Origin of the sequence: Vibrio amylolyticus, assembly GCF_023145695.1 — a bacterium.
Taxonomy (GTDB): Bacteria; Pseudomonadota; Gammaproteobacteria; order Enterobacterales; family Vibrionaceae; genus Vibrio; species Vibrio amylolyticus.
This window is the reverse complement of record NZ_JAJHVV010000014.1, coordinates 69951-89363: the sequence shown is the minus strand read 5'-3', so window position 1 is coordinate 89363 and position 19413 is coordinate 69951. Positions and strand designations below refer to the sequence as shown.

The window sequence follows — 19413 nt, the reverse complement described above, 5'->3', positions numbered from 1 at the left end:
ATAACTGTTTAAAATTGAAATGCAGCACATGTAACTTATGCTTTCGGTGTGTGGTGATATAAATGTTCTTTTTGTGGGAGATCGCTGATCAAGTTGGATAAAGCACAAGATCATTAAAGGATCTTTTCCTGATCGGATCAAGGTGCAAGTGTGTGGGATTGATCAAGCATCACATTTGAAAAAGAGTTAAATAGAGCGGCTTAATTTTCAAAAAATGCCAATTTTCGATGCAATCGAGTTAACGGCTTTGAACAAGATAATTAAAATGAAAAGCGAGAAAAACAGATGAGCGACAATAACTGCCCAAAATGTGAAATTTCATTAGAGTGGGTTGGACACTATTCGTGTCCTTCATGTGAGGTGGGGTTTGATAAGCAGGCATTCTGCCCTGATTGCGATGCTGAATTAGAAAAGCTTCAAGCTTGTGGTTCAGCGAGTTACTTTTGTAATACGTGTAATGAGCTAAAGTCTAAATCACGAGCAAAGTTTGTATTTAAAGAGAAACAAGCAGACTAATCGACCGTTGAACGCACTTCGCCATCAGATAAACGGGTGATCAATTGGTCGCCTGTTTTTATTTGTGAACGACGAGTAATAACTGATCCCTTGCTGTCTTGAGTTATTGAATAGCCACGAGATAGGGTTGCGAGTGGGCTAACGGTATCAAGTTTTTCTGCCATCAAGCTGAATTTATGACGAGTGTTTAGTAGTTTCCTCTGCATCGCATCAATGAGCCGTTGCTCTGACTGTGCCAAGTGTGACACTTGTTGATTGAGCTGAATGGCAGGAGACTGTAATTGAAGTTTATGTTCTAGTCGATTGAGCTGCGTGCGTTGACTATTTAAATATTGTTTTGCAGCATGATGCAGACGAACTTCTAATTGGTCAATCTGTTGGCTCTGTTGCTGAAGTTGAACACTTGGATGTTGCTTGTCTAAACGATGTAGTAGCTGGGCAACATGGCTTTGCTGTGACGATATATAATGACGCATAGCGTTTACTAGGTTTCTTTTCTTCGCCATAAAAGATTGTGCTTTATGGCTATTGTCTCTGCTAACAAGCTCAGCAGCTGCGGATGGGGTAGGCGCACGCATATCAGCGACAAAGTCTGCAATCGTGACATCAATTTCATGCCCAACCGCGCTAATAATCGGGATCTGACTGGCTGCAATGGTTCGTGCAACTATTTCATTGTTAAAGCACCATAGATCTTCAAGCGAACCGCCCCCTCGACCAACGATCAATACATCACACTCTTCACGGCTGTTTGCACGGCCGATCGCTTGAGCAATCTGAATGGCGGCTTCTTGTCCTTGAACCACGGTCGGGTAGACAATCACAGGTAGACTCGGATCTCGCCTTTTTAAAACATCTAGAATGTCAAAAAGAGCGGCACCGGTTTGCGAAGTAATGACACCAACGCATTTAGGGTGTTCAGGTAGCGGTGATTTACAGGTTTGAGCGAAAAGACCTTCCGCTGCCAGCTTCATCTTTAATTCATCGAACTGTTGTTGAAGCTGACCATCCCCTTCAGGCTGCATGCTATCGATAATCAGCTGATAATCACCACGAGGCTCATACAGAGACAAGCGCGCTTTAACTAATACTTGCTGACCATTCTTCGGCTTGAATGTCACTCGACGATTATTGCCTTTGAACATCGCACATTTCACTTGGGCGCGAGAGTCTTTTAGCGTGAGGTACCAGTGACCAGAAACAGGTGATGAAAAGTTGGAGATTTCTCCGACTAGCCAAACAATACCCATTTGGTTTTCAAGCAGTAAGCGAACTTCAGAATTAAGACGAGAAACAGTGAAGATATTCTGATTGGTCAGAGAGGACACAGCTAAACTCATAGACGTGAGGATGGAAGATAGCGGCAATATAATACATAGCAAGGGGGTAAATGCAAATTAAATATACAAAAATGTGTAGCCAAGCGATTTCGTTAGCCGTATAATCCGTCCGCAATATCTAATCCAAATGCAGTTTGATTTCCTTAAATTGGCTGTCCTCATTAGGCGAAACGATGAGATTGGGTTGTTTCTTTTTACTCCTATTATTGTGAGATATTGCAAATGCTAAGAATTGCCAAAGAAGCGCTGACATTCGACGACGTACTGCTAGTGCCAGCACACTCCACCGTTCTCCCAAACACAGCTGATCTTCGCACTCAGCTGACGAAGAATATTTCCCTAAACATCCCAATGATCTCTGCATCTATGGATACTGTGACAGAAGCTCGCCTTGCTATTGCCCTAGCGCAAGAAGGTGGTATTGGCTTCATTCATAAAAACATGTCTATTGAGCAGCAAGCGGAACAAGTTCGCTTAGTTAAGATTTTTGAAGCGGGTGTGGTTTCTGCACCAGTGACGGTTCGTCCTGACGCAACCATTGAAGATGTTGTTGCTTTGACTGACAAGCACGGATTTGCAGGTTTCCCTGTTGTGACTGAAAACAACGAATTGGTGGGTATTATTACCGGCCGTGATATTCGTTTTGTTACGGATCTTTCTAAGAAAGTTGACGTAGTAATGACGCCAAAAGAGCGTTTAGCTTCAGTTAAAGAAGGGGCAACACGTGAAGAAGTGCAAGAGAAAATGCACGAAGCACGCGTTGAAAAAGTACTGGTTGTGAACGATGAGTTCCAGCTTACCGGTATGATCACAGCAAAAGATTTCCATAAAGCAGAACGCAAACCTAATGCATGTAAAGATGACAAAGGTCGTTTACGCGTAGGTGCGGCTGTTGGTGCTGGTGCAGGTAACGAAGAGCGCGTAGCTGCACTCGTTGAAGCGGGTGTAGATGTGCTTCTTATTGACTCTTCACACGGCCACTCAGAAGGCGTTCTAAACCGCATTCGTGAAACACGCGCAGCATTCCCTGATTTAGAAATTATTGGTGGTAACGTTGCAACGGGCGCGGGTGCTAAAGCACTTATCGAAGCGGGCGTTAGCGCAGTTAAAGTCGGTATCGGCCCTGGTTCTATCTGTACGACTCGTATCGTTACAGGCGTTGGTGTTCCACAAATCACCGCTATTTCAGACGCAGCAGAAGCAGCCGCTGAATACGGCATTCCAGTAATTGCTGATGGTGGTATCCGTTTCTCTGGTGATATCTGTAAAGCAATCGTTGCTGGCGCATCATGTGTGATGGTTGGTTCAATGTTCGCCGGAACTGAAGAAGCACCAGGTGAAGTGATTCTTTACAACGGCCGTTCTTACAAGTCTTACCGTGGCATGGGCTCTCTTGGCGCGATGTCTCAAGGTTCTTCAGACCGTTACTTCCAATCAGATAACGCCGCTGACAAGCTTGTTCCTGAAGGTATTGAAGGTCGTATCGCCTATAAAGGTCGTCTAAAAGAGATTGTTCACCAGCAAATGGGTGGCCTTCGATCAAGCATGGGTCTAACGGGATCTGCAACGGTTGAAGACATGCGTACTAAAGCTGAATTTGTTCGTATTTCTGGTGCAGGTATGGCTGAATCTCACGTGCATGATGTTCAAATCACAAAAGAAGCACCAAACTACCGTTTAGGTTAATGCAATAGGGTTGAACCGCTATATTTCTCAGCATGTTTAACTAAATATGTTGAATAAAGTCGGTTTGACGAAAACGATTGCTTTATCACTTGAAGACTTAATGAGAGGCGAGTACACTCGCCTCCGTTTCATTATTTAGCTAATAAGACTGCATCAAATGACTAAAAATATTCATGACCAACGTATTCTAATTCTGGATTTCGGTTCTCAATATACGCAGCTAGTTGCTCGTCGTATCCGTGAGATCGGTGTTTACTGTGAGCTTTGGAGCTGGGACGTAGAAGAAGCTGACATTCGTGAATTTAACCCGGACGGTATAATTCTTTCTGGCGGCCCTGAGAGTGTTACGGAAGCAAACTCTCCACGTGCACCACAATATGTATTTGACTCTGGTGTGCCAGTATTTGGTGTATGTTACGGCATGCAAACCATGGCAGAGCAGCTTGGCGGTAAAGTAGCAGGTTCAAACGAACGTGAATTTGGCTACGCTGCAGTACAAGTGACTGGTGAATCTGCACTATTCCAAGATCTTGAAGCAACTCAAGATGTATGGATGAGCCACGGTGACAAGGTTGTTGAAATCCCAGCTGACTTTACCAAAATCGCTGAGACAGAAACTTGCCCATACGCTGCGATGGCAAATGAAGAGAAAAAATATTACGGCGTTCAATTTCACCCGGAAGTAACACACACGAAAAATGGCCTTAAGATGCTAGAAAACTTCGTACTTAATGTATGTGGTTGTGAGCGTCTATGGACATCTGAATCAATCATCGAAGACGCCGTTGCTCGCATTAAAGAGCAAGTAGGTGACGATGAAGTGATTCTTGGTCTATCTGGTGGTGTTGATTCTTCAGTTGTTGCGATGCTTGCTCACCGCGCAATTGGCGACAAGCTAACGTGTGTATTCGTTGATAACGGTCTTCTTCGTTTAAACGAAGCCGATCAAGTTATGGAAATGTTCGGCGATAAATTCGGTTTAAACATCATTAAAGTTGAAGCAGAAGAGCGTTTTCTTAAAGCGCTAGAAGGCGAAGACGAACCAGAAGCTAAACGTAAGATCATTGGCCACGTATTTGTTGATATCTTTGATGAAGAGTCAAAGAAACTATCAAACGCGAAATGGTTAGCGCAAGGTACTATCTACCCTGACGTTATCGAGTCTGCGGCATCTAAAACAGGCAAGGCGCATGTTATCAAGTCTCACCATAACGTTGGTGGTCTTCCTGATGATATGGAAATGGGTCTGGTTGAGCCATTACGTGAGTTGTTTAAAGATGAAGTACGTAAGATTGGTCTAGAACTTGGTCTTCCATACAACATGCTTTACCGCCACCCATTCCCTGGGCCTGGCCTGGGTGTTCGTGTTCTTGGCGAAATCAAGAAAGAGTACTGTGACTTGCTACGCCGCGCTGACGCTATCTTTATTGAAGAGCTACACACTGCTGATCTTTACCACAAAGTTTCTCAAGCATTTACGGTATTCCTACCAGTACGTTCTGTTGGCGTAATGGGTGATGGCCGTAAATACGATTGGGTTGTATCACTGCGTGCAGTAGAGACAATCGACTTTATGACAGCACACTGGGCACACCTGCCATACGACTTCCTAGGTAAGGTTTCTAACCGCATTATCAATGAAGTAGACGGTATTTCACGTGTTGTATACGATATTTCAGGTAAGCCACCTGCAACTATCGAGTGGGAATAATCTTTAAATAGATTCCTAACTTTTGAAAGCCCTGCGATACTCTCGCGGGGCTTTTTTTTTCGCTTGAGTGATCTTCTTTATCGTTTAGCCTTGTTAACCTAGCACGTGTATTTTGTAGCACACCGTGTGTTCTTTATGTCTACCGAATGACAGATGGTTTACATTGTAATTAACCCACTCGCAAGTTTCGTTTTCTTGACACTGTTTTACTGCTGATAAGGGTTTTAACCTTTTACTCTTTGGGTAATTTCCAGTGAAAATAAGGACTTCACTCATGAAGAAAGTAACCCAGTTGGCGTTATTGGTGGGCGCGACGCTCTCAGCCACTAGTTTGGCAGCGTTAACCATTCAACCAGATCCTGAAAACCCTATCGGTTATATCGTGTCTCGTGCTGATCTTGAAGCCAATGAAGCGGAAAAAGCCAGTGATCCTATGTACGTAACATGGTCTCAAGCACTACGAACAACGAATAACGCCGTTGTTGAAGCAATAGAACCAAACCTTGCCTCAAACCCTGCGAATGTAAAACGTGTTGAGAGTGTATTTCCGCAGTCGGAGTGGGACTTCCTAACCCACATGGCCGCACCGGAATATACCTATACACGATTCTTACGGGCGATTGGTAAGTTCCCTGCATTTTGTGGTGATTACACTGATGGCAGAGACGCGGATGAAATTTGTAAGAAGTCTATTGTGACTGCATTTGCTCACTTCTCTCAAGAGACGGGGGGCCATATTGCCAAAGATAATATTTCAGATAATCCATTGGCTCTGGAAGAGTGGCAGCAAGCTTTGGTTCACGTTCGTGAAATGGGTTGGTCAGAGGGGCAAGAGGGCTATACGACAGGGTGTGGACAAAACGATTGGCAGAACCAACGCTGGCCATGTGCAGCGGGTCAGGGATATTTTGGCCGTGGTGCAAAACAGCTTTCGTATCACTTCAATTACGGTGCCTTTTCAGAAGTGATGTTTGATGGTGATGCATCAGTATTGCTTAACTACCCTGGTTTGGTTGCAGACTCATGGTTGAATCTTGCTTCTGCGATTTGGTTTTTCCTAACGCCCCAAGCTCCAAAGCCTGCGATGTTGCATGTTATTGACAGAACATGGTCGCCTTCAGTTCGTGAAACAGAAGCAGGTATAGGGTATGGATTTGGTACCACGATCAATGTGATCAATGGTGGTATTGAGTGTGGTGAGCAAAATAAAGATAAAGGACAACCGGTTAACCGTATTCGTTACTGGGAAGGGTTATCTAATCATTACCAGATCCCTATTAAATCGGATGAACAAAATACTTGCTGGCAACAAACCCCATACGGGAGCCTGAATCTAAATGGTGCAACGGATGTGCTTTACACCAACTGGGACGGAAATTGGAAGTATTATGCTGATCGCCCAGAAGGTTTCTCATTTGAATGTGAACTTGTCGGGTTCCAAACAGCCTATTCCGCATTGGTACCTGGAGACTATGAGAAATGTGTCACCAACTTTTATGGGTCACATGCTAACTGGCCTGAAGTACGCGTAGTAGCTGAGCTGACGCCTGTCGATCCAACTGATCCTCCTATTGGTGGTGTTGCGGCATGGGATATCAATAAAGTGTACCTAGCGGGAGATAAAGCAACGGTTTCAGGTGTTACCTATCAAGCGAAGTGGTGGACACAGGGCGACAATCCAGCACAAGGAGGGCCATGGGAAGTGATTGCGGGTGATATCACTATACCGCCAACAGAGCCTGAACCACCGATTACTGAAGAACCACCCGTAACAGAACCTCCGGTTACAGAGCCTCCTGCAACGGAACCTGATCTAGGCCTATTTACACCTTGGCAACCCGGAAGATCACAAGTGAGTGATGGAGAAAAGGTCAGCTATTTAGGTAAGTGCTTCGTCGCCAAAAATGGTCCAGGTGTATGGGAAAGCCCAACGCAAAGTAACTGGTTCTGGGATGAGATTAGCTGCCAATAATCATATCCTATCAGTGACTTTTCATGACTAAGTCAATAGCCCTGTCTGCTTTATGTTTAGAGCTGCAGGGTTTTGTTTTTCTCTTATCCTACCAATAACTGTGCTTCCATATTTTGAAACCTAAGTTTCCATTAACTGCTTTTCCTTTTTACATTTTCTTACACTAAACTCCGCGTGTAATTTTTATCAGTATTTTTTAAAGGTGAGTGAAATGTCAACGAAGTTAGCCAATCCAGCCCCGTTAGGTTTAATGGGATTTGGTATGACGACCATTCTGCTAAATATACACAATGCAGGCTATTTTCCTATTGATTCAATGATCTTAGCAATGGGGATCTTCTATGGTGGGCTAAGCCAAGTGATCGTTGGCATTATGTGTTTTCAGCGCGGTGATACCTTTGGTACCACAGCGTTTACTTCATATGGCCTGTTCTGGTTGAGCTTAGTGGGTATTCTCGTTATGCCTTATATGGGGCTCCCTGCGAGCCCTGCTCACTTTATGGGATGGTACCTGTCACTTTGGGGTGTCTTCACTGGCTTTATGTTTATCGGATCATTGTGCTACCCACGCGCGAAGCAAGTGGTATTTGGGTCACTCACGATTCTGTTTGCTTTGTTGGCGGCTCGTGACTTCACGGGTAGTGAACTTATTGGCACAATCGCTGGGTTTGAAGGGATCTTCTGTGGTGCAAGTGCTATCTACTTTGCCATGGCACAAGTGATCAATAATGAGTACGGTCGTACCGTATTACCTATCGGTGAGAAGAAAAAACAATCTACTCAAGATGAATTAACGCCAGCAATGACACAGCAGGTTGCTGCGTAGGTTTTTCTATACCGAAGTGCAGATAAAAGAAGGGTTAGCTCATGGCTAACCCTTTCTATATCTGTTGAGATAATTTATGTGATTAAGTAGAAGGCTGCTCTACAGGTTTGGTCTCTTCAAGCTCTGCTTGTGGAGACTTCCCTGTTTTGCGCTTGTACTTCTCTTCCCAGTAGTCAGCACCTTTGATACCAAGTTTAACAGGGTTGAATGTGTATTCAGTCACACCTCGTTTCTGTTGTTCTTCGTAATCGGCTAATGCCTTAAGGGCAGGTTTTGACATAAAGAAGATAATGATAATACCGACAATGTTCAGCCAAGCCATCATGCCCACACCGACATCACCCATAGCCCAAGCTAAGTTAGCGGTTTTCACTGTTCCATAGAATACAGCAGCAATAATCACTAGCTTAAGAACAAACATTAGGCCACTGACTTTGAAGGTTCTACGGATGTAAGCGATGTTTGTTTCAGCGATGTAGTAGTAAGCCAGAATTGTTGTAAATGCAAAGAAGAATAGTGCAATTGCAATAAACGGCTTACCAACGCCAGGTAGGGCACTTTCAATTGCCATTTGCGTGAATACAGGGCCGTTAGCACTGATGTTTTCAGCTAGGTTTTGCACGATGAATGCATCTGGACCACCATGTACGTTGTACGCACCTGTGATTAGAATCATAAATGCAGTCGCCGAACAAACGAGTAGAGTATCGATGTAGATAGAGAACGACTGAACTAAGCCTTGTTGTGCTGGGTGATCAACACTTGCAGCCGCTGCCGCATGTGGGCCAGTACCTTGCCCCGCTTCATTTGAGTAAACACCACGTTTAACACCCCAGCCGATAGCCGCACCGAAGCCTGCCATTGGTGTGAATGCATCCCCGATGATCATCGCGAAGATACGTGGCACTTCACCGATATTAAGTAGAATAATCACAAACGCAGTAATGATGTACGCTAATGCCATGAAAGGCACAACAACTTGGGTAAAGTTAGCAATACGTTTCACGCCACCAAAAATAATGAACGCAAGAATGATACAAACAACAGTACCCGTTAAGATTTTTGCAAAACTGAATGTACCGATGGCGGTTTCAATCATGTCACCAGAGCCAAATGCGGCTTCAACGGCATTGCCGATACTGTTTGACTGAACACCAGGAAGAAGAACACCACAAGCAAAAATAGTCATGATCGCGAAGATCCATGCATACCATTTTTGACCCATTGCTTTTTCTATGTAGTAAGCAGGACCGCCACGGAACTGACCTTCGTCTTCTTCCTTATAGATTTGAGCCAGTGTTGATTCCGTATAGGCCGTTGCAGCGCCAAAGAAGGCAACAACCCACATCCAGAATACGGCACCAGGGCCGCCAAAACCAATAGCCGCAGCCACCCCTGCAATGTTACCTGTACCTACACGCCCAGAAAGCGACACCGCTAAAGCTTGGAATGATGAGATACCTTTCGTTGAGCTTTTACCTGATAGAAGTAGGCGCCACATTTCAAAGAAGTGACGGATCTGTACGAAACGAGTTAAAACGGAATAGAACAATCCAGCGCCGAGACACAAGTAAATTAGCACTGGACTCCAGATAATTCCGTTTAAGAAATCAACAAATGACTGCATGAGTATTTTCCCTGTTTATGTAGTGGTGATTATTTTTCAGCCGTTACATTAACTTTTTTGTAGCTAATTTGTTAACACTTTTATCTGTTGTGGTTGATGACTGTGACTCAGTACACAAAACTGCCTTTGGTTTAATTGATAGATGAAATATCTAGTGATTTGGTAAATACGTATTTATTGAGTTATAATTTTGTTAAATGGTGAACTATGGGTCTGGATGGTGTATTGAAGTTATTTAGTGGTAAATGCTGAATGTTTACTTTCGTTAAGAGAGTTATTTTATCTTGTACCTGAGTTTAAATTTCATTTCATGAATGTTGTTCATCGCCATAACAAAAATTCAATGGCAACTTAATAGCGACCTCCTACACTTAAGTACTGAGGGGTATGCCTATGAAAGCAAAAGAGAACCAATGTCGTTATCAAAGCCCCGATAACTGGCATTGCGACCAACCTTGTGGAGAGTCAGGACTCTGTTACTGGCATGATCCAAGCGTCGATAAAAGCAAAGATAACGTACGTGAACAGGTTGAAAACTGGGCCGCTGAAGGGAAGCCTTTAGATGGATTTCAGTTGGCTAAAGCTGACTTGGTTGACATTAATCTTGTCAACCGAGGATGCAAAGAAGGCTATAAATGTCGAGATGTCGATTTTTACCGTGCAGATTTATCGCATGCACACTTTTTTGGCTTAGATTTACAAGGGTCTTCATTAATGAAGTCGAAGCTGTGCTCAGCAAATTTACACTGTGCAAAGCTAGATAACTGTAACTTATTAGGGGCCGACTTAAGTAGGGCAAGGCTTGAAAATATAGAGTGGGGGGACTCTTTAAAACAAGAGATTGATACCAGAAAAGCATTAAAACAAGGCGATAGAAACAAAGTCGTGTCTCTGTGTCAGGAGGCCGAAGAAGTCTGTCGAAATATCCGTAAGCAATGTGAGAAAGAGGGGTTATTTGAGACGGCAGGAACCTTTTTTAAAAAAGAGATGAGGTATCGTCGCTATCAAATGCCACTCTTTAGTTTTAATCGATTTATTTCAAAAACGGTTGATCTGTTTTGTGGTTATGGCGAGTCACCAATAAGGGTCGTGACGTTTTCATTGTTTTTAATTTTTGCTTGTGCGATGGCGTATTTTGTTCTGGATACGACGGCTAGTAACCCGATCTATGCCGATGTAGAAGGTTGGCGATTTTATGCGTATGAGTTTTTTAATGCGGTCTATTTTAGCGTTGTGACCTTTACCACGCTTGGCTATGGAGACATCTCGCCTCACGGCGTTGCAAGGTTTATAGCTGCTTTCGAGGCATTTTTAGGGAGCTTTACCATGGCGTTATTTGTGGTGGTGTTTGTTAAAAAAATGACTCGGTAAGTTCCCCATTGTTGCGGGTGAATTCTTGGAGGTATTAGCCTAATAGTTAGAACTTCAATACAGATAAGGTAAGGTAAAGCGGAAATATGCAATGGCAGACGAATTGATTTCCGTCTGCTTTATCTTTGAAAGCCATGCCATTAAGTTAATGCCACTAAAATCGATGTCGCCCAAAAGACAGGTAAAGTAGGCACACTAGAAGCCGAGACCTTTCAAAGTCGACTCTGCTAGTGTGTTAGTTATTCTCGCTTATCCATGCATCAGCATCTATCTTGTCGGCTTTAAACTGGTTAGAAAAGTGCTCCAGTAGAGCGGCGAGGTTATGACCATTGTCAACGATAGTGTTTATAACTCGCTCCGTACTAACCTGAATATCACACCCTTGTGACTCTGCACCAGTGGCGATTAAAACCGGAACGATAAACCTATCTTGGCAAAGTGAGTGATGTGTTTTTAAAGCGAACGCGAGTTGCTGAGTTACGTCGATGTCTTTCTGGTGATACTCGTTCTCGTTGAACTTAAAGATAACGACAAAGACCAGGCCGCGATATAAGAAAATTACGTTCGATTTCGACTCGTTATGAGGGATGGGGTAGTCGAAAATAATATCGCCTGCCAGATGCAGTAGTTCATTTAACTGCGACTGTATTAGCTCGACCTTTTCCTTTAACTTAAATGAAGCATCGACTTGGTGCTTAGAGATTATGGCGTTAAGACTCGAGCGGGAAAAGTCATAGAGCGAAGCCGAGTGAAAAGAGGTGGAATCAATCGAAGAGTTATCCATAGTTATTACACCGACATTATTATTGTGATTTATACAGGGAATTAGCAAGGACAATTGCTACCGAGGTTACTAATTATCAAGACTAATAATTATCAAGGCCAACAGTCACCAAGGTTAATTAGCCTCCTAAGTTGCGAAACTACGATACCTGAAAAAGGGTATTCATCCTAGCTAGAAACACTAACCTAAATGAGTCGCTAGAGGGAATGTATCATAGTAAGCCTTGCCGATCGTTACCATGTCCACTCAATGTTTTATTGTGATTAAGTCTTTGTTTTTATCTGGCTTAACTACTTATTGGCTTTGTCTTATTTTAGCGAAAGGTACCTTTTAAAGCTTTAGGTTACCCATGATCCCAACGCTATGGCGATGATATTATGGACGCTTTTAAGTGTATGATTTTTCGATAACTAAAATAATAAATACACTTAACTGCCTCATTAACCTATAAAGCTTGCCTATAACAGCGTAGGATCGGGCCACTTTTGACTCCAAACTAGGCCTGCACTTTAGTGCTCTATCATCATAAATTATGAAACTAACCGCTAAACCGTCACTGAATAACGCATTACTTATCTCCATCTGTACACCGAATTTTAAAGGTGATGAGGCGGCTGAATCACTTGCAGAGTTAGCTCGCTTGGTGACTACCCTTGGGTTTAAAGTGGTTGGAACTCAGTCGCAAAAACAGAGCTCAACTCAAGGACTGAATGTACTGGGCCTAGGAAAGTTGGCTGAAATTGCCCGCCTTACAGGTAACCAAGGCTCTATTGAAGAAGAGGAAGACGAGCTAGAAGAACTTTTTGATGATACGGACTTTGACGATCTCCCTTCTGAAAACTTGCCGCTTTCAAGTGCAGACGTTGTGGTGTTTGACTGCGATTTAACGCCGTCACAAATGCGTAATGTTGAAAATCAACTTGGCGTAGAAGTGTATGATCGTACGGGTATCATCATTGAAATCTTTAGCCGACACGCTCGAACTCGAACCGCTCGCTTACAAGTGGAAATTGCTCGTCTTAATTATATGGTACCACGACTAAGAGAATCGATGCGTGGTGATAATGAGCGCCAAATGGGTGCGGGTTCAGGCGAAACAAACTTTGAGCTGGATCGCCGTAAAGTACGCGACCAAATCGCCGAGTTGAAGCGTGAGCTTGTTAGTGTTCAGGCTGAGCAAAAAGGCCGCCGTAAACAGCGTTCTGAGTTATTCAGTGTTGCATTAGTAGGTTATACCAATGCAGGCAAGTCATCTATGATGAGAGCCATTACAGGCAGTGACGTATTATCGGAAGATAAACTGTTCGCTACGCTTGATACAACCGTACGTGCGCTTTACCCGGAAACACAACCACGTATATTGGTTTCTGATACCGTTGGCTTTATTAAAAAATTGCCACATGATCTCGTTGCTTCATTCCACTCAACGCTGGCTGAAGCTCATGATGCATCGTTGTTATTGTATGTTGTTGATGCATCAGATAAGACATTTCGCACCCAACTAGATGTTGTACACGAGGTGTTGGAAGAGGTTGGCGTTGATGATATTAAGAAGCTTCTGGTTCTGAATAAATCCGATCGATTGAGTGAAGAGCAACAGAGCGCATTGATGGAAGAGTTTCCAGATGCCATGATGACCTCAACTCGTAACCCACTCGATATCGCTAAACTGCATGCATACATTGTTAGTTCTGCTGAGAACGAAATGGTAGAAGATGAGATTATTGTCCCTTATACCGCAAACGGCATTATTGGTGAAATTCGCTCAAGCATGAGTGTCACTAAAGAAGAGTATGAGTACGACCATATAAAACTTTCTGTACGTTCAAGCCCAATTGATTTAGCAAGACTCAAAAAGCGAATGCAAAACTGATCATTAGAAGAGTAGAAAGAGCAGCGCTCGCTAATCTCATTCGGTGTGAATTTCTATTGTTTTTCCGGTTATGTTTGATGAAAAGCTTCAACATTTGTTGAGGCTTTTTTCGTTTATATACCTGGTGGTTTAATGATAAAAAAGGGAAAGGATCATAGTAACCCAAACCAAATGATTACCTAGCGTCCATTGAATTAATTGTAGTTAAGTATTTGTTTTTAAATCATTTAATAGCATTGAGTCCTTGGGCTGCTAATTGGCTAGCAAAGTGTTGTTTAGCTTTAGGTTCACCATGTACCAAATGGATAATTTTCGGTGGGGGAGATATCCCTTTAATGAACTTAATAAGGTCTGCTTTGTCAGCATGAGCAGAGTAACCTGACATGCTGTGTATTTCAGCTTCAACGCATATATTTTCATCATCAATAATGACAGAAGATGCTTGTTGTTGAAGGGAGTGACCTAAAGTTCCTTTGGCTTGATAGCCAGCAAAAATTATATCCGTTCGCTTATCGGGAAGGAGTGCTTTCAAATAATCCATTATTCGACCACCTTGGCACATACCAGAGGCAGCGACGACGATAGCGGGCTCTCCGGTCGATTTTAGTCGGTTCACTAAACGCTGGTGGGCTCGATAGTCTTGAACCATGATACATTGCTCAAAGGCGAGTGGGTGACGTTTTATTCCCAATCTCTCTTTGGCCTCTTGTCCCCATAATTGCTTGAAGCGGCGGTAAGATTGGGTAACACGTTGCGCCATTGGTGAGTCGAGAATGATAGGTAAGTCCACCTCAATTTTCTTTGAGAAGATCAGTTGCTCAATATCAAATAACAACTCTTGAGTTCGGCCCACACTGAATGCGGGAATTAGTATAACGCCACCATTGAGTAAAGATCGTTCGATTATCTGACGGAGACGTTTAGAGCGGGTCGCGATGTCCTCATGGATGGCATTACTATAGGTTGTCTCTATGATTAGATGATCTGCTCTTTGTGGAGGAACTGGGTCAGGCAGAAGGGGGGTATTACTTGGCCCTAAGTCACCAGAAAAGACGACCACTTCTTGATTAGGCAAGCGAACTTCAATATAAGCTGAACCCAGAATATGCCCTGCTGGTTGAAAGCGAGCCCAAAGCCCAGATTCTAGGTCTTGAGTCACGGGAAGCCATTGGTTGTAGTTGATAGGGTGAAGTAATCTACGTATACGATTCAAAAACTGTTCTGCTTTTTTACCTGTTAACCCTAACTGAAGTTTTAGGCTGTCTTCTAACATGAGTGGAACAAGTTCAGCCGTTGCTTCGCTACAATAAATGGGCTGATTAAAACCCGATGTTAGTAACCAAGGTAAGCGCCCGATATGATCAATATGGGAATGGGTAAGTAACAGTGCATCAAGATGGTTGATTGAAAACTCAATATCTAGAGGGCGTGTATCAGCCCCTTGAAACATCCCACAATCAATGAGTATCGCTTGGTTATTCGCTCTCAATTCATGGCAAGAACCTGTGACGGTGTCTTTGCCTCCATGGTGAAAGATTTCCATAAGCTACTCCGCAGTGAATACGTGTCAACGGTATCAAAGGTAATGAGTAAGTACGGAAAGGCAGGGAAATATTGTGACGATTGAGTGGGTAATTAGTCTGGTGTTACTTAATGTTGCGGTCGTTCTGAATCAAGATAAATAAAAAGGGCCAACTCTTGCGAGTTGGCCCTTTCCAAACGCTGGCGTAAGTTGAATTTGTGTTTTAAATTATTGATTTTTATTGGTTATTTTGTTTCTTAATTTCTGTTGGAATACCATTTGGAATGCTAAGTGTGTTGATTAGCTCATAATGGGGTATAAATTAAATCAGTACCAATGACGCTAATCATAATTATATTTTTCCACCAAGTTGCAGATTGTCAGGGTTTGGGTGGGGGTGTAAGGTTTTTCCATTAGCGTCAAAGCATCCACTTTGCTGAGTGCCTCGAATTGAGTCGACAAACAAACGTCTAATGATAGGGTAAGCATCAAAAACTGACATCCAAATACTAAAGTAGCCACTACTTAACATTCCTTTCACTATAAGGTTCTGTATTGTTTGATTTTGAGGGTCTGTTTTTAAGTCTTCTAATGAATCTAAAGCTAGAGAAATCGCGTTTAAGCGCTGTGTTCGTCTATCTTTTGCTACACCATCTACATCAGTATCTATAGGTTCATTTAAGCCAACTAAATTAATTGTATTTTGAGCGATAACTTTTTGATCGCGGTTTAATGCAGGGCTAGGGTGGACCTCACCATTATGGCGGTACTCGAAAGCATGGAAAGTATTGTCTCGATCAGGAAGGTACAGCATACTAAATTGAACTCTTTTTGAGCCTTTCTTAGAATTACAATTTACACATGCGAGTAGAAAGTTAGTCCACGTGTTTTCTAAGTGCGGTTGAGCATACGGGCCTTTCTTTGGCTCTATGTGCTCAACAGCGAGATTAGTAGGAATCACTCTCTCACAGTAACTACAATACTGAGCTAACTTAATGTTGTTATATTCCCCAATTCCGATTCGATCTAATAGATAATCAAAAGACTCCCGATAGTTAGTAAAGGTAACACCTACAGGAGCGTTACCTTTAGACACTGGTCTCATAACTCTTTCCCAGTTTTAAGGGCATACTTTCGTTCGAGAAATGCTTGATACGCAGGATTGTTCGAATATGGTGCAATAATACTAGCTAACTGAACATTAAAACGTTCATGAAATTCTTCTGGAGACAGCTCTTCATTGTCAAGAGTATCTAAAAAATCATGAGCAGTATTTTTCATTTTTTCATATAGCTGAGACACTTCGGGGCTAGATACCCCCATATTGCGAGCAATTTCTTCAATTCCCTTATTGTTATAGTCTAATAAGGGTTCTCCATCCATCATAATTAGTTCGCTACTATTACGTAATGATTGAATTAAAAAAGTAGAATGAGTTGTACATATAAACTGCATTTTCGGGAAGATTTTTCTTAGATCTTCAATTACTCTTCGTTGCCATTTAGGGTGTAAATGAAGATCAAGTTCATCTATTAATATTACCCCTTTAGTTTCAGAGCAAATATTTTCTTTTAAATGTGGGTTAAGAATAGCTGCTCTTCTAGCTATATCACAAAACAAACCTAATATAGTTCTTTGTCCATCACTAAGATGCTCGAATGGTGTCGAGCTACCATCTTCATAACGAACCATCACCCTTGATTCTTCAAAATCAAACCCAAAGCCAACACAACTTTCCATAGCTGCTTTCGCTGCGAACTCTATAGCTGACTTCATTGGGCTGGGAACTTTCTTTTGTAGTTCACTTAATTCAAGTTTTAGTAACCATTCACCAATAGCTTTATCATCAGCACCAGTGTGGAAACAATCTAAATAAGGATCGAACCTTGAAAACTGCTTTGAAGCTGAACTTTCAACATCAATGTTTCCTTTTGATATCCATAACCTGTCACACTCATAAAATGCAATTACTGGCAAATCAAAGTGTTTATCTTTCTCTATGTATCTTAAAACATCACTACCTAGAGTCGATAAGTTTAGATTGTATTCCGTCGGGGAGTATGAACCATCGTAGCGATTTTCATATCGAATGCCGCCAGTTAAGTACGTGTTTGAAGAACCTTCTTCCCTATAGCGTTTCCAGTTAACTTTACCGTTAATTGAATGCCCAAGTCGGCTAATAATTGGGAAAACACCAGTCGCACTAATTGATGTCTTTTTAGTTAGGTCAAAGCGTCCATCCCTCTCAATTTCTCGCACTTCATTATCCTCGATTAGTCGAAGATTCTGTTCACTTTTAATATAAGCATGCGCCCAACCAGCTAATGATATAGCGATTGCCTTGAGAAGAGAGCTTTTACCGCTACCATTAACACCTGCAATAAGATTGAACTCAGGGTTAAACTCGAACGTTTCTTCAGAGAAGAGTTTAAAGTTTTCTAATTGAATACTAGTGATCATAGAAGACTAATCATGGAATAAATTACTATAAATATACCATAATTTTGACTTGATGCTTTATGGAAAGCAACATAGAAATCTCATGTGCCACCTATGCCGAACATACTTTGGGTCAAAATATAGAGCTTGTTATAAATATGTAACTTGTGTTCTAAATGTCGTTTCTAGTTCCAGTTAAGCGGTATTTTTACAATCCATTACAGTGAACATGAAGTTAAGCTAAAAAAGAGGGATATAGAAACGTCATCCATTCCACCGAGTTTTTGAGTAGCCGTGGTGTATGCTATCCCTTGGTGTACCTACTGCTGTCAACTTTGAGTCGTGTGGCGATACTGGATTTTATGTCGCTCAACTACGCTACCAACCAGCTCAAATTGACCGTAGCTTATAATACAAGCTCTATGGGTATCATTTCATCTCTACTAAAGCCCGTTTTAGCCTAGTTCCACTAAAGGCGATTTTACGCTTTGATAATGAGCTTTGTTTATCTCGTGTTGGTTTGGTGGCAACCTTGGCTTGATAGCTTGTGTGCTCAAAAAAGCGTTCATAGTCGTTCCAACTTTTTATTAACCTAATACGCTCAAAGCGATCTTTATCATTGTCACCAAACCATGCCTTGAAAGGAAGTTGCTTGAGTATCGTTCTTATTTTTCTTTTTCTTGCGGCATCTGTTCTACTCGCCATAGGAAAGGAATCAAACATGATTGTTATGTGGTAGTGCTTACCATTTGAGGTTATTTCTTCACACCCTCGCCATATGCAAGGTTCTATTTTTAGTATCTTGAGCTGCTGATTAATCGGCTTAATGATATCGCTCATGGTTTTTATTTGATGCTGTTTAACGACTTTTGCACCTACTCCGAGCATTACGCCTATGGGTAACTCAAAGCTATTAAATAATGGTTCAAAGGTTAGGCTTAAGCGTTTCAGTTCAGCGCTGAAACAAGCTCTAGGGCTTCCGTTTGTGGCACTTGTGAGAATGGGTAAGTGCTTACCCGATAATGGACTTCTGAATGTAGGCTGTGTGGTTTGGTGAGGTTTATTCTTCTGATACTTGCGTTGATTTTCTCCCTTGTTTGGCAAGTGAGCAAATAGTTCACTCAGAATAGGGGAGTGCTGCTTGAGCTTTAAAGGTAACCAAGTGTTTTTGTTCTTTCTCCCTTTGGTCGGTGGCGGGAGAGTTTTGTCGTTAACCATTCTCTTAATAGAGCTTTCTGATACTTGTAGCGTGAAGCATAGATCTTGAATAGTTAGCATTAGTTACAAATACCAGTGGTAATAACCCCGCTTTTAAGCGGGGCAAGGTGTTGCTTACTTATACTTACCTTTGATGCTACTAGTTCTTGGTGTTCGAACTTTCAACGAGCCTTTACTAGTTGACTCAAAGGTATTGTTATTACTCAGCATTCGTTTTGAAGTGATATTAATTTCTGTAGGCACAATTAAGGGGTAACCCTTAGAGTAATCTTTCAAGATCGCTCGTGCTTTTTGAGTGAGATAACCGCAAGTAACACCTAATTTAATTGATAGTTTGTACTTACGAACGAAAACATATTGTCCATATGACTTTGCTAACAGGTGAAGCAGTTTCCACTCATTGCTGTATGTCGATTTATGGATACAGATACCTAGATCTGTAAGATGCTCTATGGCTCGTATATGCTTGTGATTACGTTGTTTTAAAGCAATGTATTGGTGTTGAGCTGTTTGCTGTTCTGGTGTCAT

At 42.2% G+C, this 19413-nt stretch carries 15 protein-coding genes; 7 read left to right on the top strand and 8 right to left on the bottom strand.

All coding sequences use genetic code 11. The annotated features are described in order from the left end of the window. Nucleotides 1-285 precede the first annotated feature (285 nt). Nucleotides 286-516 (top strand): zinc ribbon domain-containing protein, encoded by a 231-nt coding sequence (locus tag KP803_RS19150; RefSeq protein WP_248010455.1) that lies wholly within the window; start codon nucleotides 286-288, stop codon nucleotides 514-516. Here the strand turns inward: KP803_RS19150 and xseA are convergent. Next, nucleotides 513-1844, bottom strand: a complete 1332-nt coding sequence (gene xseA / locus KP803_RS19145; RefSeq protein ID WP_248010454.1) for an exodeoxyribonuclease VII large subunit — start codon at nucleotides 1842-1844, stop codon at nucleotides 513-515. The genes KP803_RS19150 and xseA overlap by 4 nt on opposite strands. 234 nt (nucleotides 1845-2078) lie before the next feature. On the opposite strand from xseA, the gene guaB reads away from it, so the two are divergent. The 4 genes from guaB (at nucleotide 2079) to KP803_RS19125 (ending at nucleotide 8051) form a co-directional block, all read left to right on the top strand. After that, nucleotides 2079-3542: an IMP dehydrogenase gene (guaB, locus tag KP803_RS19140; RefSeq protein WP_248010453.1), complete on the top strand. Its 1464-nt coding sequence runs from the start codon at nucleotides 2079-2081 to the stop codon at nucleotides 3540-3542. A 157-nt stretch (nucleotides 3543-3699) separates the two neighbouring features. After that, nucleotides 3700-5253: a glutamine-hydrolyzing GMP synthase gene (gene guaA, locus KP803_RS19135; protein WP_248010452.1), complete on the top strand. Its 1554-nt coding sequence runs from the start codon at nucleotides 3700-3702 to the stop codon at nucleotides 5251-5253. Nucleotides 5254-5527: 274 nt separating this feature from the next. Further along, nucleotides 5528-7225: a chitinase gene (locus KP803_RS19130; RefSeq protein WP_248010451.1), complete on the top strand. Its 1698-nt coding sequence runs from the start codon at nucleotides 5528-5530 to the stop codon at nucleotides 7223-7225. Between the two features lie 211 nt (nucleotides 7226-7436). Then, on the top strand, nucleotides 7437-8051 hold the full coding sequence (locus KP803_RS19125; RefSeq protein WP_248010450.1) for an acetate uptake transporter: 615 nt from the start codon (nucleotides 7437-7439) through the stop codon (nucleotides 8049-8051). An 82-nt stretch (nucleotides 8052-8133) separates the two neighbouring features. Here KP803_RS19125 and KP803_RS19120 read toward each other — a convergent pair whose 3' ends face one another. Further along, nucleotides 8134-9678 carry an alanine/glycine:cation symporter family protein gene (locus KP803_RS19120; RefSeq protein WP_248010449.1) on the bottom strand — a complete coding sequence of 515 codons (1545 nt, stop codon included), beginning with the start codon at nucleotides 9676-9678 and terminating at the stop codon, nucleotides 8134-8136. Nucleotides 9679-10071: 393 nt separating this feature from the next. Here KP803_RS19120 and KP803_RS19115 point away from each other — a divergent pair, with 393 nt between their 5' ends. Beyond that, nucleotides 10072-11049, top strand: a complete 978-nt coding sequence (locus KP803_RS19115) for an ion channel (protein WP_248010448.1) — start codon at nucleotides 10072-10074, stop codon at nucleotides 11047-11049. Between the two features lie 235 nt (nucleotides 11050-11284). Here KP803_RS19115 and KP803_RS19110 read toward each other — a convergent pair whose 3' ends face one another. Continuing rightward, complete coding sequence (locus KP803_RS19110) at nucleotides 11285-11833, bottom strand: hypothetical protein (protein ID WP_248010447.1); 549 nt, start codon at nucleotides 11831-11833, stop codon at nucleotides 11285-11287. A 532-nt stretch (nucleotides 11834-12365) separates the two neighbouring features. Between KP803_RS19110 and hflX the strand changes: the two genes are divergently transcribed. Then, the gene (hflX, locus tag KP803_RS19105; RefSeq protein ID WP_248010446.1) at nucleotides 12366-13706 is read left to right on the top strand and encodes a GTPase HflX; all 1341 of its coding nucleotides are present in this window, start codon (nucleotides 12366-12368) and stop codon (nucleotides 13704-13706) included. Nucleotides 13707-13929: 223 nt separating this feature from the next. Here the strand turns inward: hflX and KP803_RS19100 are convergent, their stop codons facing one another. From KP803_RS19100 to KP803_RS19080, 5 genes are all read right to left on the bottom strand, one after another. Next, nucleotides 13930-15249 carry an MBL fold metallo-hydrolase gene (locus KP803_RS19100; RefSeq protein ID WP_248010445.1) on the bottom strand — a complete coding sequence of 440 codons (1320 nt, stop codon included), beginning with the start codon at nucleotides 15247-15249 and terminating at the stop codon, nucleotides 13930-13932. 331 nt (nucleotides 15250-15580) lie between these two features. Beyond that, a complete protein-coding gene (locus tag KP803_RS19095) occupies nucleotides 15581-16333 on the bottom strand; it encodes an HNH endonuclease (RefSeq protein ID WP_248010444.1) in 753 nt (250 codons plus the stop codon). Further along, complete coding sequence (locus KP803_RS19090; protein ID WP_248010443.1) at nucleotides 16330-17688, bottom strand: AAA family ATPase; 1359 nt, start codon at nucleotides 17686-17688, stop codon at nucleotides 16330-16332. Before KP803_RS19090 ends, KP803_RS19095 begins: the two co-directional genes overlap by 4 nt. Nucleotides 17689-18096: 408 nt before the next feature. After that, nucleotides 18097-18945 carry a helix-turn-helix domain-containing protein gene (locus tag KP803_RS19085; RefSeq protein ID WP_248010442.1) on the bottom strand — a complete coding sequence of 283 codons (849 nt, stop codon included), beginning with the start codon at nucleotides 18943-18945 and terminating at the stop codon, nucleotides 18097-18099. A 54-nt stretch (nucleotides 18946-18999) separates the two neighbouring features. Next, the gene (locus tag KP803_RS19080; protein ID WP_248010441.1) at nucleotides 19000-19413 is read right to left on the bottom strand and encodes a hypothetical protein; all 414 of its coding nucleotides are present in this window, start codon (nucleotides 19411-19413) and stop codon (nucleotides 19000-19002) included.